The sequence below is a fragment of the Corynebacterium sp. MSK044 genome, from assembly GCF_030232825.1.
GTDB lineage: Bacteria > Actinomycetota > Actinomycetes > Mycobacteriales > Mycobacteriaceae > Corynebacterium.
The window spans coordinates 153,976-167,041 of record NZ_JASPJJ010000001.1; the positions used below are offsets into that span (position 1 = coordinate 153,976).

At 59.0% G+C, this 13,066-nt stretch carries 10 protein-coding genes; 7 read left to right on the plus strand and 3 right to left on the minus strand.

Annotation, left to right across the window (positions count from 1 at the left end):
- Window positions 1-17 precede the first annotated feature (17 nt).
- Window positions 18-1,313 carry an acetyl-CoA C-acetyltransferase gene (locus QP994_RS00710; protein WP_284865012.1) on the minus strand — a complete coding sequence of 432 codons (1,296 nt, stop codon included), beginning with the start codon at window positions 1,311-1,313 and terminating at the stop codon, window positions 18-20.
- Between the two features lie 210 nt (window positions 1,314-1,523).
- Between QP994_RS00710 and QP994_RS00715 the strand changes: the two genes are divergently transcribed.
- From QP994_RS00715 to QP994_RS00725, 3 genes are all read left to right on the plus strand, one after another.
- On the plus strand, window positions 1,524-2,858 hold the full coding sequence (locus QP994_RS00715; protein WP_284865013.1) for a 3-oxoacyl-ACP reductase: 1,335 nt from the start codon (window positions 1,524-1,526) through the stop codon (window positions 2,856-2,858).
- 5 nt (window positions 2,859-2,863) lie between these two features.
- On the plus strand, window positions 2,864-4,024 hold the full coding sequence (locus QP994_RS00720; RefSeq protein ID WP_284865014.1) for a MaoC/PaaZ C-terminal domain-containing protein: 1,161 nt from the start codon (window positions 2,864-2,866) through the stop codon (window positions 4,022-4,024).
- A gap of 106 nt (window positions 4,025-4,130) precedes the next feature.
- A complete protein-coding gene (locus QP994_RS00725; protein ID WP_284854472.1) occupies window positions 4,131-4,919 on the plus strand; it encodes a DUF4191 domain-containing protein in 789 nt (262 codons plus the stop codon).
- Window positions 4,920-4,976: 57 nt separating this feature from the next.
- Here QP994_RS00725 and QP994_RS00730 read toward each other — a convergent pair whose 3' ends face one another.
- Window positions 4,977-5,426, minus strand: a complete 450-nt coding sequence (locus tag QP994_RS00730) for an RDD family protein (protein WP_284865015.1) — start codon at window positions 5,424-5,426, stop codon at window positions 4,977-4,979.
- 141 nt (window positions 5,427-5,567) lie between these two features.
- On the opposite strand from QP994_RS00730, the gene glnA reads away from it, so the two are divergent.
- Entirely contained in the window at window positions 5,568-6,977 is a 1,410-nt protein-coding gene (glnA, locus tag QP994_RS00735) for a type I glutamate--ammonia ligase (RefSeq protein ID WP_502869990.1), read from the plus strand.
- A 204-nt stretch (window positions 6,978-7,181) separates the two neighbouring features.
- On the opposite strand, the gene QP994_RS00740 is transcribed toward glnA, so the two are convergent.
- Window positions 7,182-7,448, minus strand: coding sequence for a hypothetical protein (locus tag QP994_RS00740; protein ID WP_284865017.1), 267 nt, complete (start codon window positions 7,446-7,448; stop codon window positions 7,182-7,184).
- Between the two features lie 500 nt (window positions 7,449-7,948).
- On the opposite strand from QP994_RS00740, the gene QP994_RS00745 reads away from it, so the two are divergent.
- The 3 genes from QP994_RS00745 to QP994_RS00755 are packed head-to-tail and all read left to right on the plus strand — an operon-like array spanning window position 7,949 to window position 13,035.
- Entirely contained in the window at window positions 7,949-9,961 is a 2,013-nt protein-coding gene (locus QP994_RS00745) for a site-specific DNA-methyltransferase (RefSeq protein WP_284865018.1), read from the plus strand.
- Window positions 9,962-9,963: 2 nt separating this feature from the next.
- Entirely contained in the window at window positions 9,964-12,531 is a 2,568-nt protein-coding gene (locus QP994_RS00750) for a DEAD/DEAH box helicase (RefSeq protein WP_284865019.1), read from the plus strand.
- A gap of 60 nt (window positions 12,532-12,591) precedes the next feature.
- The gene (locus tag QP994_RS00755) at window positions 12,592-13,035 is read left to right on the plus strand and encodes a hypothetical protein (RefSeq protein WP_284865020.1); all 444 of its coding nucleotides are present in this window, start codon (window positions 12,592-12,594) and stop codon (window positions 13,033-13,035) included.
- Window positions 13,036-13,066 lie beyond the last annotated feature (31 nt).

A 13,066-nucleotide genomic window follows, 5' to 3' on the forward strand; every position in this document is an offset into this window, starting at 1 on the left:
AAGTTATTTCGAGGTGCTTAGCGCTCGAGGATTGCTACGACGCCCTGGCCACCTGCAGCACAGACGGATACGAGGGCGCGGCCGCCACCGTTTTCCTCCAGCATCTTCGCTGCGGAAGCAAGGATGCGTGCACCGGTTGCTGCGAATGGGTGGCCAGCTGCGAGGGAAGAACCCTTGACGTTGAGCTTGGAGCGGTCGATGGCACCGAGCGGCTTATCCAGGCCGAGGCGCTCGCGGCAGTAGGTCTCGTCTTCCCATGCCTTGAGGGTGGCCAGCACCTGGGAAGCGAATGCCTCGTGGATCTCGTAGAAGTCAAAGTCCTGGAGGGTCAGACCGTTGCGCTCCAGCAGACGCGGGACAGCGTAGGTCGGAGCCATGAGCAGGCCGTCCTTGCCGGACACGAAGTCAACTGCAGCCAGTTCAGAATCAACTAGGTATGCCTTGACCGGCAGGTTGTGCTCCTTCGCCCACTCCTCGGAAGCGAGCAGCACGGATGCTGCGCCGTCAGTCAACGGGGTGGAGTTACCAGCCGTCATGGTGGCGGTGCCACCGTGCTGTTCTGCATCCTTTTTGCCAAACACCGGCTTGAGGCCAGCAAGCTTCTCCACCGTGGAATCCGGGCGGAGGTTGGTGTCGCGGTTGACGCCAAGGTACGGCGTGATCAGATCATCAAAAAAGCCCTCCTCGTACGCCTTAGCCAGGTTTTGGTGGGAGGCCGCTGCGAGTTCGTCCTGCGCTTCACGGGTGATCTCCATCTCGCGCGCGGTGATCGCTGCGTGCTCACCCATGGACAGGCCGGTGCGCGGCTCACCGTTTTGCGGCTGCTCCGGAGCAAGCTGGTTCGGGCGGATGGAGCCGACGAGCTTGAGCTGATCCTTGGTGGACTTTGCGTTGGACAGACGGATCAGGGTCTTACGCAGACGGTCGTTGACAGCCAGCGGAGCATCCGAAGTGGTGTCCGCACCACACGCAATACCGGACTCGATGCGGCCGAGGGCAATCGCATCAGCCACCTGAATAGCGGAGGTCAGGGAGGTACCGCAGGCGTGCTGCAGATCAAATGCCGGGGTGGTGGAAGAAAGCTCCGAACCAATCACGGACTCACGCACAAGGTTGAAATCACGGGCGTGCTTGAGCACTGCGCCACCGACGACGAGCCCTAGCTCCTCATCCTGGAGACCGTAACGTGCCACGAGGCCGTTGAGGGCCGACGTGAGCATGTCCTGGTTGGAAGCGTTTGCGTATTCCTTGTTGGAACGCGCGAAGGGAATACGGTTACCACCGAGGATGGCTACTTTACGGGGTGCATTCATGCTTGTTTTTCCTGCTCTTCCGATGAATGGTTGCGATAATCCGATGTGTCACCGCGATTATCTGAGGACGTATGTACTGTACTTTACAAAGTTAATCCTTTGTAAGGTTCGTCACCTTAGTGATCTTATAATAGTATCCGACACAGAGCTACCGCTTTGAAAGCGGTGCGCGCTGCAGACAAGAATGCCTATCTATATAAGGAGAAAATAGTGGCATCTAAAGGCCTCCTCGAACAGTTCATCAACTCCCCCGCCGCGGCAAAGCTGGGCGTCCCGCAGGGTTACCCGCTGCGTCGCTACAAGCAGGGCGAGCCACTTCTGCACGGCCCCGTCGTGGTTGGCGGCAATGGTCGCCTGGTGGAGCAGCTCACCACACTCCTCGAGGGCCCATACAAGCTCCTGAAGGCTGAAGCTGATACGAAGCGCGCGGGCATTGTGTTTGACGCGACCTCCCTGTCCAAGCCGGAGGAGCTGGAGGAGCTGTACGCCTTCTTCCACCCGCAGCTGAAGAAGGTCCTGGACAACGCTCGCATCGTGGTCATTGGCACCACGCCGGAGCTTATCGACGATGCTGATGCACGCATCACCGCCCGCTCCCTCGAAGGCTTCACTCGTTCCCTGGCGAAGGAAATGCGGAAGTCCGCCACTGTCCAGCTGGTGTACGTGGATCCGTCCATCGATGGCTCCAAGATTGACAAGGTGGAGTCCACCCTGCGCTTCCTCCTGTCTGGCAAGTCTGCCTACGTTGACGCACAGGTCATCCGCATCACCCCGGCTGACGTTCAGTTGCCCCAAAATTGGGACAAGCCACTTGAGGGCCGTCTCGCTGTTGTGACCGGCGCTGCTCGCGGTATTGGTGCAACCATCGCCGAAACCCTGGCACGTGACGGCGCAAAGGTCATCTGCGTGGATATCCCGCAGGCAGGCGAAGGTCTGGCGGAGACCGCCAACAAGGTCAAGGGCACTGCCCTCCCGCTCGACGTGACGGATCCGAAGGCTGCCGAAGAGATCATCAAACACGCCCAGGACCGCTACGGCCGCAAGATTGACACCATCGTCCACAATGCAGGCGTGACCCGCGACAAGCTGCTGGTCAACATGGATGAGGGCCGCTGGAACATGGTTCAGAACATCAACCTTGTTGCACCGGTGCGCATCACCGAGGCTCTGCTTGAGGCTGATGCTTTTGCTGACACCCCAGCCATCATCGGTGTGTCCTCCATGGCTGGCATTGCCGGTAACCGCGGCCAGACCAACTACGCCACCACCAAGGCTGGTGTCGTTGGTTTCGTCGACGCACTGGCCGAGAAGGCCGCTGCCCTGGGCGGCTCCATCAACGCTGTTGCACCGGGCTTCATTGAAACCGACATGACCGCAGCTATGCCGTTCGGCCCGCGTGAGGTTGGCCGCCGCCTGAACTCCCTCAACCAGGGTGGTCGCCCAGTTGACGTCGCTGAGACCGTCGCGTTCTTCTCCGCACCGTCCTCCGTGGCAGTCAACGGCAACACCGTCCGCGTCTGTGGCCAGAACCTCCTGGGGGCGTAAGCATTATGAGCGAGAAATCCCCCAAGGACACCGCGAAAGACTTGAAGAAGAAGGCTGAAGAGATCGCCGACAAGGTAGAAGACACGGTCGAAGACGCCATCGATGACGCCAAGGACGCCATCGAGGAGCTCGCCGACAAGGCCGAGGACAAGGTCAAAGACGCTGTCGACGACGTGAAGAGCAAGGCCAAGGAGGCAAAGGCCGCGAAGGCTGAAGCTCCCAAGGCTGAGCCAGTCAAGGCTACCGGAGAGCGTCAGTTTGAGAAGCTGAAGCAGATCCCGGATCTGTCCGCGATCAACCGGAAGATCTTCCTCAGCGCCGTCCCTGGCCTCGGTGGTACCCGCGAAGCAAAGCAGGATCCGACGTCGGCGATTGAGGTGGACGGGGTGACCGTCGATAAGCAAAATCTTGCTGATTACGCGCAAGCGACTGGCCTGCGTCTGAGCAATGAGTTGCCGCCGACCTACTTCTTCGTGCTTGGCTTCCCGCTGACCATGGAGCTGCTCTCCCGCCCGGACTTCCCGTTCCCGGCGGTGGGTGCGGTGCACATCTCCAACGTCATCGAGCAGACTCGCCCACTCACTGTGGATGAGACGTTCAGCGTGCGCGCGTACGCGACGAATGTTCGTCCGCACCGTCGTGGCCTGCTTGTGGACGTCATCACGGAGGTCACCCCCGAAGGCGAATCCGCACCGGTATGGAAGCAGACCTCGAGCTTCCTGGGCATGGGCGCGAAGTTTGCCAAGTCCGCGGACACTTCTGTGACCACCCGGGCGGAAGATTCCGGCAAGGTTCTGCCACCCGCTGAGCTGCCGGAGTTCAAGCCGAACGCGCGCTTCCGTTGGACCCGCAGCGACGTCAACGCGTACGTTAAGGCGTCCAACGACCACAACCCGATTCACACCTCCAACATCGGCGCCAAGCTGTTCGGTTTCCCGGCAGTGATCGCGCACGGCATGCTCTCCGCAGCATCCGTGCTGGCACCGCTGGAAGGCAAGCTACCGCCGGCACTGCGCTACTCCGTGGAGTTTGTAAAGCCCGTGGTCATACCGGCCTCCGTGGCGCTGTGGACCACCGAGCAAGCTGATGGATCCTACGACATCCAGCTGCGTAGCTCCTCCAAGCCGGAGAAGCTGCACCTCAACGGTGAGGTCGCTCCGCTCTAAGCCCGGCTCCCTTCTCCGCTCACCCCGCGTCTAAATACGGCGCGGGGTTTCCCTTTGAGCGAGTGCCAGTTCGAAAGGCCCAGTGCTGGTGGGTAGTCTTGTGGGCATGGCTAAGGACAAAAACGAACGCGCCCTTGAGGCAGCCGCAAAGAAGGAACAGCGCGCCGCTAAGCGCTCCAAGCGTAAGCAGACGCGCTCGCAGGTGTGGCAGGCCTTTAACATGCAGCGCAAGCGGGACAAGATGCTCATCCCGATCATGCTGCTGGCCATTGTTGGTGTGGCCCTCGCGTTCTTCCTCATTGGTCTGTTGTTTAACGGCCAGTGGTTCATGCTGGTTCCCGGCATCGGCTTCGGTTTCTTGTTGGCCATGTTCCTGTTCACCCGCCGCCTTGAAAGCTCTATGTATGAGGAGATCGGTGACACGCCGGGTGCTGCCGGTTGGACGCTGGAGAACATGCGTAACTCCATGGGCATCGTCTGGCTGACTAAAACAGCGGTGGCGGCTAACACGAACATGGACACGGTCCACCGCGTGGTGGGTAACCCAGGCGTCATCCTCGTGGGCGAAGGTGACCCGAAGCGTTTGAAGCCGCTCATGGATAAGGAGCGCAAGCGCGTTGACCGCCTGCTCGCCGGTGTGCCGATCCATGAGGTGTACGTCGGTTCCGGCGAAGGTCAGGTGCCCCCACAGAAGCTGCAGCGCCACCTGCTCAAGCTGCCGAAGAACTACCAGAAGAATGACGTGTACGCCTTCAACGCCAAGCTGGATGCCATGGACAACGTCCGTGGCGGACAGCGCGCAGGATTGCCCAAGGGCCCGATGCCCCACCAGGCGCAAAACATGGCGGGCATGAACCGCCGGATGCGCCGCATGCAGCAGCGTCAGGGTAAATAGCGCGCGGTCAAACGCTGCGCACGCTCCCTGGGGTTTTCTGACTCGCTGAACAGCTTATTATCGGCTCATAATCACGGTTGTGCCCGTGGCACGGTCGTGCATCCCGCGACCATTCTCATCCACGATTGCTGCTGGGAAGACGAAGCCAGTGAGGACGGTGCGCAGCGCGGCGCGCCAGAGGCCGACGGTGTGGCCGGGTTCGTCGATACGCGCAATGCCCATGCCCAGAATGGCCATGCCTGGCGTGCGAGCAAACAACCAGCCGGTGATGATGCCCATCACCACCCACAGCAAGTAGGTCAACGTCGCTGTTCCGCCGAAAGCGTGGGTGTACATGGAAATGAATCCGGCTAGACCCCAGCAGATAAACCAATCAATGAGGACTCCAATGGCACGGCGCATCACGCTTGCCTGCGCACCAGGGCCTGATTCCGGAAGGCCCAGGTTTTGGCCCGGCCACTCCTGTGGGGCGTAGGGGTAGGCAGCATCGCGAGCATTATTCGGCATGACCTCACGATAGTGCACTTTTTTGCCAAGCTCGAAAGCGTTTGCGCGGGGAAATGAAAAATCAATGTACGATCGAAAAAGAGCACACGATCTGTATTCAAGGAGTATCCACCCGTGGCCTTCGACAACATCCAAGACACCATGAAGTACATCAAGGATGAGGAGGTCGAGTTTGTAGATGTCCGCTTCACGGACGTGCCGGGAACCGAGCATCACTTCTCCATTCCTGCATCCATGTTTGATGAGGACGTCGTAGAAGAAGGTTTGGCGTTCGACGGATCGTCGATTCGTGGCTTTACGACGATTGAGGAATCCGACATGATCCTCATGCCGGACCTGGCCACCGCCCAGATCGATCCTTTCCGCAAGGCGAAGACCCTGAACGTGAAGTTCTTTGTGAACGACCCGTTCACCCACGAAGCATTCTCCCGCGACCCGCGCAATGTGGCCCGCAAGGCTGAGGAGTACCTGGATTCCACCGGCATCGCCGATACCTGCTTCTTCGGCGCTGAGGCTGAGTTCTACCTCTTCGACTCCGTGCGTTACTCCTCCGAACCGCACCGCGCTTTCTACGAGGTTGATTCCATCGAAGGCTGGTGGAACCGCGACCGTGAGGCTGAGCTCGATGGCTCCCCGAACCTGGGATACAAGACCCGCATGAAGGGTGGCTACTTCCCTGTCCCGCCGTACGACAAGACGCTGGATGTGCGCGATGACATGACGCTGAAACTGGCTGAGGCTGGTTTTGAGATTGAGCGCTTCCACCACGAGGTCGGTTCCGGCGGCCAGCAGGAAATCAACTACAAGTTCAACACCCTCCTGCACGCGGCGGATGATCTGCAGACCTTCAAGTACATCATCAAAAACACCGCTCAGCAGTGGGGCAAGACCGCAACGTTCATGCCGAAGCCCCTGGCTAATGAGGCTGGCTCCGGTATGCACGCCCACCAGTCCCTGTGGAAGGACGGCAAGCCGCTCTTCTACGACGAGTCTGGCTACGGTGGCCTGTCCGACATTGCCCGCTGGTACATCGGCGGCATCCTGCACCACGCTGGCGCTGTCCTGGCCTTTACCAACCCGACGCTGAACTCCTACCACCGCCTCGTCCCTGGCTTTGAGGCTCCCATCAACCTGGTATATTCCCAGCGCAACCGCTCCGCCGCCATCCGCATCCCGATCACGGGCTCCAACCCGAAGGCAAAGCGCATCGAGTTCCGCGCCCCGGACCCGAGCGGCAACCCGTACCTGGGCTTCGCGGCCATGATGATGGCGGGCCTGGACGGTGTGAAGAACCGCATCGAGCCACACGAGCCAGTGGACAAGGACCTCTACGAGCTCCCACCGGAGGAAGCCAAGTCCATCCCGCAGGCACCGACCTCCCTCGAGGCATCCCTCGCCACACTCGAAGAGGACCACGAGTTCCTCACCGAAGGCGACGTGTTCACCGAAGACCTCATCGAGACCTACATCAAGCTCAAGCACGACCGCGAGATCGCGCCGTCCCGCCTCGGCCCGACGCCGCTGGAGTACGAGCTGTACTTCGACGTTTAAAGCTCACCAGCACTTTCGGACTTCTGAACAGCAGATATTCGGAAAACTCGCCTCGCACGACGAAACCCCGAGATTCCACGCGGATTCTCGGGGTTGGCGCTATTTCAGGGCCATTTTGGCCGGGATTTCACCCCCGAATGAGCCGTTTTTAAGCACCCAACAACGGCGTGTAGACCACGGCCCCTTGAGGGGTCTCGTGGCCTCCTATGCCGCCTGGCCGATCTTCGGCGGAGCATTCGCTGCGGCGACATCGAGCAACTTGTCTTCCTCAGCCCGCTTCTTCTTCGGGCGCCCGCCACGCGGCGGCGGACGCAGCGCTTCATCGCGCCGACGCTTGAGATACTTCTGCGCAGTCACCCAGTTGGTCACAACCGCGGCAACGCCGACAAACAACACGAAGGCAGCGTAGCCACGCGAGTACCTCTTGGTCCGCTCTCCCCCAGCCGATATCGACCTCGGACTTGAAGACACTGTTCTCAGACTCGATCATCTCGCGGAGCGGACGGTAAATCTCCTCCCACTCGCGGGAGTAAGGTAGCGCGGTGCGCACATTCTGGCGTTCAGATTTGGCATACTGCCCGAAGAAAAACTGCTGCAATGGGAAAGATCAGACTTTGATCCCTGCTCTTTCATTAGCAGAGAGAATCAGTTATCTAAAGGGGGACAACCCAAACGATTTACTATCGAGCTTGAGAACAATTCGGTGTTAAGAGAACTTTCAGTGACAGCACCCTCTACTTGTAGACGTATTCGAATTACTCGTGTACAGCTTCTGCACTGGTCGCTTCGGCAACCGCAGCGCGAACCGCTTAGGACTCCAAGTCGAGAACTTTGAGCAACTCGGCGTCCGTACCGGAGAACGACTCGAAAGCAAGTTCGCCCCCATGGGCCGTTTTGTCGGGCTAGTGTCGTGCCCCCGGCTACTGTGTTAAGCAACGAAGGCGCACGGCAAGAGAGTTAAGGAGACCCTGTTGGGCAGACAACAACGTCTTGAGTTGACCTGGACGAACAAAGACAAGGCACTCATTCCAACCGAGCAAGGCCGCTATGGCTACACATGGGTAGACCCCCGAGACCCAAGGTACTGCGAAACGAGAGTCGTAACGGTGGACGAAACGGTGACCGGGACGAGGGCAGAGAAAGAGGAGAGCACAACCTACTCCGATCGCGCGGACTTGGAGCCACAGTCAGACAACTTGCTCATTCTGGGTGAGTCTGGCGATGTACTCGAAGCGCTAACGCGCATTCCGGATTGGTCAGGGAAGTATGTCGGAAAGGTCAAGTGCATCTACATTGACCCGCCGTTTAACACAGCTCAGACCTTCGCCAACTACGAGGACAACCTCGAGCATTCCGTGTGGCTGACCATGATGCGTGACCGAGTGTTGCACCTGCGGGACCTTCTCAGCGAGGACGGTTCGATCTGGGTTCACTTGGATGACGTGGAGAACCACCGGATGCGGTCGCTTATGGACGAGGTTTTTGGGAGCGGGAATTTTGTGACCGAGGTGTCTTGGGAAAAGACCTACTCGCCACGCAACGATTCCACGGGCATTCCGTCCGTCACCGACGTGATCCTCGTTTACCGCAAGTCTGACGCGTTCGCCCCAAATCGACTCCCGCGGACCGCCGAAATGAACTCCATTTACAAAAACCCAGACCGGGACAAGAACGGACCGTGGACAAGCGACAACCCATGTGCCCCGACAAACGGGTCTCGTCAACACCCCTCCACCTTCGGTATTCAGCACCCTATCACTGGTGAGATGATCTACCCGGCGAGTGGAACCTGCTGGCGTTTTGCCCCTAACAATCTGCTCGAAATCATGCGTGGGTGGGGTCGTTACGAATGGGGTGAGAATACCGACGAGGAGATGGAGAACCGACGCAGGATTGTTCCTCCCGGCCTTGAGTTGAGAGACGATGTAAAACCTCTGGTTATCCCAGACTGGAACGAACAGGACAGCGAGCGCGCACTGGAGGTATTCCAGAAGGGTGACTGGCCACAGTTCCTTATTACGCGAGGTGGGTACGGCGGCTTTCGTCGCAAACGCTACCTTTCGGAAGTTCCGGGACGAACCCCTATCAATTTATTTCCGCATGAGGAGGTCGGGCATACTGATGCTGCGGCAAAAGAAATCCGAGCGTTGTTCCCCGACACCACCGCGTTCTCCACCCCTAAGCCCGAACGCCTCCTCGAACGCATCATCCACATCGCTTCCAACCCCGATGACATCGTTCTGGACGTGTTCGCCGGTTCAGGAACAACCGCAGCGGTCGCCCAGAAAATGGGACGACGCTGGGTCACCTGCGAGCTTGTAGAGGACACGTTCAACCGCTTTACTCGTCCCCGCCTTGAAAAAGTCATTAACAACGAAGACCAGGGTGGAATCACCATCCAGAAGGAAGAGCGAGCCGACGCAACCCAGGACGGTTTGCCGGAAGGCTTGACTCCGGAGGATGCACAGAAGTTCACGTCCCTGTTGAATAAGGCCATCAAGAACGATGACGAACTGAAGAAGAACCCCGCTATCAAGCAACTTAAGAAGATGACCAAGACTAAGCCGGTCAAGGGTGTTGTCAACTGGCGAGGCGGCGGTGGCTTTACCGTCGCTCACCTTGAGCCACCTTGCTACGACTATGACCCAGAGGTGGCACTGACCACCCTGACCGAGCACGCTACCGGCGACCTGCTCGTACGCTCCGTAGCGGCACAACTTCGCTTTACGCTCACCCCTGGGGACTTGCACTTCGACGGTAAACGCGGTCGCGAGCACCTCATCGTGGTCGAAGGTGTGCTTGATGAAGAGAAGATTGACGAAGTCATGTCCCACCTCCCACCGGGCCACTCAGTCCTGTTCGCGGCCACCATGGTTGACCCGCGTGCCCGCGAGCACGTCCGAGGCTTCAAGAACGGTTCTCGCGTTGTTCACGTCCCGCTTGACCTGTTCCCTTATTCCGATGCTCAAGAGGTGGAGAAGTAACCATGTCACAGAAACTCAACCTCTCATACGATGAAAACTTGGTTGCAGAACTCACGTCAAAGTTCGACCTCCGCGCCCCGAATACCGAAGCGCTCACCGCATTGGTGAAACGAATCGAGAACGGCGATTACAACGCGTTGGAGCCGCTGGTGCTCAACCTCGCCACCGGCGCTGGCAAGACCTACGTCATGGCCGCGTTTACCGAGTACCTGCGCCGCCAAGGCCACCCCAATGTCATGGTGGTCACCCCGACGAAGGTGGTGCAGGACAAGACCGTGCTCGACTTCTCAAAGGGCTCGCACCGCTACATTGGCGGCTTCGATATTCCGCCTCGGCTTGTCACTCCGGATGACGTGTCGAACGTGCGCGTCAATTACGCGGCCGCCGACTTGTTTGTCGGCGAGGGTGCCTCAACGCTCTATGTCTTCAACGTCCACCAGCTCTTTCCCCCAAAGGAAGGAGGAAAGAACGTCGCCACGGGCGAGGAAGCAGCGCGCCGTAGGACCTGGAAGTTCCAAGAGGAGTCCGGAGCCTTAGCGCAGAGGCTTATCGACACCGAGGACTTGGTCATTATTGCCGACGAGTCCCACCTGTTCGGCTCCACTGCAAAGACGTTCCGCAAGTCCCTGACCGCTCTTAAACCGGTTGTAACCGTAGGGCTAACAGCCTCGCCAGACGAGGGCGACGCTATTGTCTACCGCTACCCGCTGTGGCGTGCTATCCAGGACGGCTACGTCAAACAGCCGGTGCTGGTCTACCGTGAATCGGGCTACGACTCAGAAGACCGTCAACTCCAAGACGCGCTATCGCTTCTGGCTATCAAAGAGGAGGCGTACGCGAACTACCGGGCGGCCCACCCGAACGGAAAGCAGACTAAGCCGTTGCTGTTCGTCGTCTGCTCCGGCGTGCCTCATTCAACGGAAGTTGCCGAAAGGCTTCGTGGCCCCGGTTTCGTCGGTGACCCGCTTGCAGTGCTCCAGGTAGACAACGAGCACAACGATGCCACCACCCAGTCGTTTTTGCGCTACCTCGACACGGACAACTCCCCGGTTCGGGTCATCGTCTCGGTCAACAAACTGCGTGAAGGCTGGGACACCAAGCGCATCGCGGTGATGTGTACGCTTCGCACAATGGGCTCGGAGGTACTGACCCAGCAGGTCATGGGCCGAGGTTTGCGCTTGCCATTCGGGGCACTCACGGGCGTTTCTGCCATTGACGAACTAGACATCCTGTCGCACGAGTCCTTTGTCAAGCTCTTGGAGAGCGAAAACGTTCTCAAACAGTTCGGTATCCAGGACGCGGTTCGAGACGGAGGCAGCAAAGAGATCATTACCCCACCTGGTACTTCCAACCCGCCGCAAGTTGGCACTGGCACTGAGGCAGGCACCACCGCTACTACCGACGAGACTTCCACCACCACGATCAAACCTAGCGAGGACGCGCTCACCTCACCCGGCGTGCCTGACACCACGGCCGGCCGCACCGTGGGCACACGAGCACTAACCGACGAAGACGACGTGACCAAGGGCGTCGAGGTTTTCACACCGGTCGTTGTCCACATCAACAAGAAGTTTGCTGGCACCACCTTTGACTTCCCGTCGTCGACCATGACGAAGACGAAGAAGCAGTTTGAACTGGTCGACGTCACCAACGCCGCCGTTGTCGAGCAAGCACGCAAAGTCACCGACACCGACGAATACTTGGCCCGCACCAAGATTGGTGTCGCAGAAGAGGGCAACGCTATTGAGCTCGACAACGATGAGCGCTTCGCCGTGCCGAGTTTCAAACAGACGTCTTCCCAGGTGGCAGCGGAACTTATCCGCCGCGTCATGGGTTCCGGCGCGGTTGCCGCGACGGCAGAAAACACCAGCCAACTCAAGCGCCGTATTGTGCCGGCCTTTATGGATGCGACCAAGATTGACCAATGGACGGAGAAAGCCAAGGAGTCTGCGGCCCGGCACCTTCGAGAACTCGTGGTCGAAGAGTCCAAAAAGGCGCACGCCCAGACCGGAACGACGGTGACTATCCACCCGGTTACTTTGCCCATTGACGACTCGTTCGTTTTGGAGCTCGACAAGAAGGTGCTGCAACTGCTTGACCGGCAAGCGAAGAGCGCGAGTAAGGCAGGCTTTAGCGACGCCGAGTTCTACGGCACCTGGAAAAAGGGGTTGTTCGAGGCGGCCCGCTTCGACTCGTTTACCGGTGAATACCGCCTGGCGGCTTTGTTCGACCTTGACCCGAATGTCGTGTGGTGGAAACGTATCTACGCTCACGAAGGTGCAAGGGTGGCTTATACCCCGCACAACTCGTACGTGCCCGATTTCGTCGTTTTCGACAAGGAGGGCACTCACTGGATTGTCGAAGCCAAGGAAAACCGCGGCCGAGACGACGAACGTGTCCAGGCCAAGCGCGCAGCCGCGGAGCGTGTGGTGCGCCAACTCGTGGGCATGCCGGAGTACGAGGACCAGACCTGGGGCTACCTCATTGCCTACGAGGACGACATTGCATCTTCTGACTCGTGGGCCGACTTGGTTGCCGGTTCGGTGACGGAGCGGATGCCGAAGTTGTAAGAGTGATTGCCGAGTTGGGCGGAACTGACCGCCGTCCAACTTGGTCTATACTGCCGGGCCATGCGCGACATCTACTACCACCAAGGTAATGTTCACCCGCGGGCGATTATCGCTGAGCAGCGAGAAGACGGCTGTTGGGTCATGGAAAACGAAGGCCAGACAATCGCTACCGCACTGCCCACGGACAGGTTCTTTATCGGTTTTATGGAGGCTGCTGAGGAGCTCGTTTGGTCTACGAATGGTCGGCTCAATATAGCCGCCACGGAAATTCGCGGCATGATTCGAGACGGGGCCGAATTGGCGTGGCTGCGAACCAAAGAGGAAGTGCGCAGCCACAACGAAAGGCACCCGGACACTTTGTACCTCGACCTCAATGGGTTGCACACTCACCGATTCGAAGACTTCCCGGTGCTTTGGACCGCTTGGATAAATAGCGACAAACCCCTCATACACGAGGACCACGAAGACTGGAGGGTCCCGCTCGTGGCTTTGTACAACGCCTAGCAAACTCGCCCCAAAGCTCTCGGAATTGCAC

Excerpts from the sequence above, each read along its gene's own strand:
- QP994_RS00710 (WP_284865012.1), bottom strand. The coding sequence starts at position 1,313 with ATGAATGCACCCCGTAAAGTAGCCATCCTCGGTGGTAACCGTATTCCC.
- QP994_RS00720 (WP_284865014.1), top strand. The coding sequence starts at position 2,864 with ATGAGCGAGAAATCCCCCAAGGACACCGCGAAAGACTTGAAGAAGAAG.
- QP994_RS00725 (WP_284854472.1), top strand. The coding sequence starts at position 4,131 with ATGGCTAAGGACAAAAACGAACGCGCCCTTGAGGCAGCCGCAAAGAAG.
- QP994_RS00730 (WP_284865015.1), bottom strand. The coding sequence starts at position 5,426 with ATGCCGAATAATGCTCGCGATGCTGCCTACCCCTACGCCCCACAGGAG.
- glnA (WP_502869990.1), top strand. The coding sequence starts at position 5,568 with ATGAAGTACATCAAGGATGAGGAGGTCGAGTTTGTAGATGTCCGCTTC.
- QP994_RS00750 (WP_284865019.1), top strand. The coding sequence starts at position 9,964 with ATGTCACAGAAACTCAACCTCTCATACGATGAAAACTTGGTTGCAGAA.
- QP994_RS00755 (WP_284865020.1), top strand. The coding sequence starts at position 12,592 with ATGCGCGACATCTACTACCACCAAGGTAATGTTCACCCGCGGGCGATT.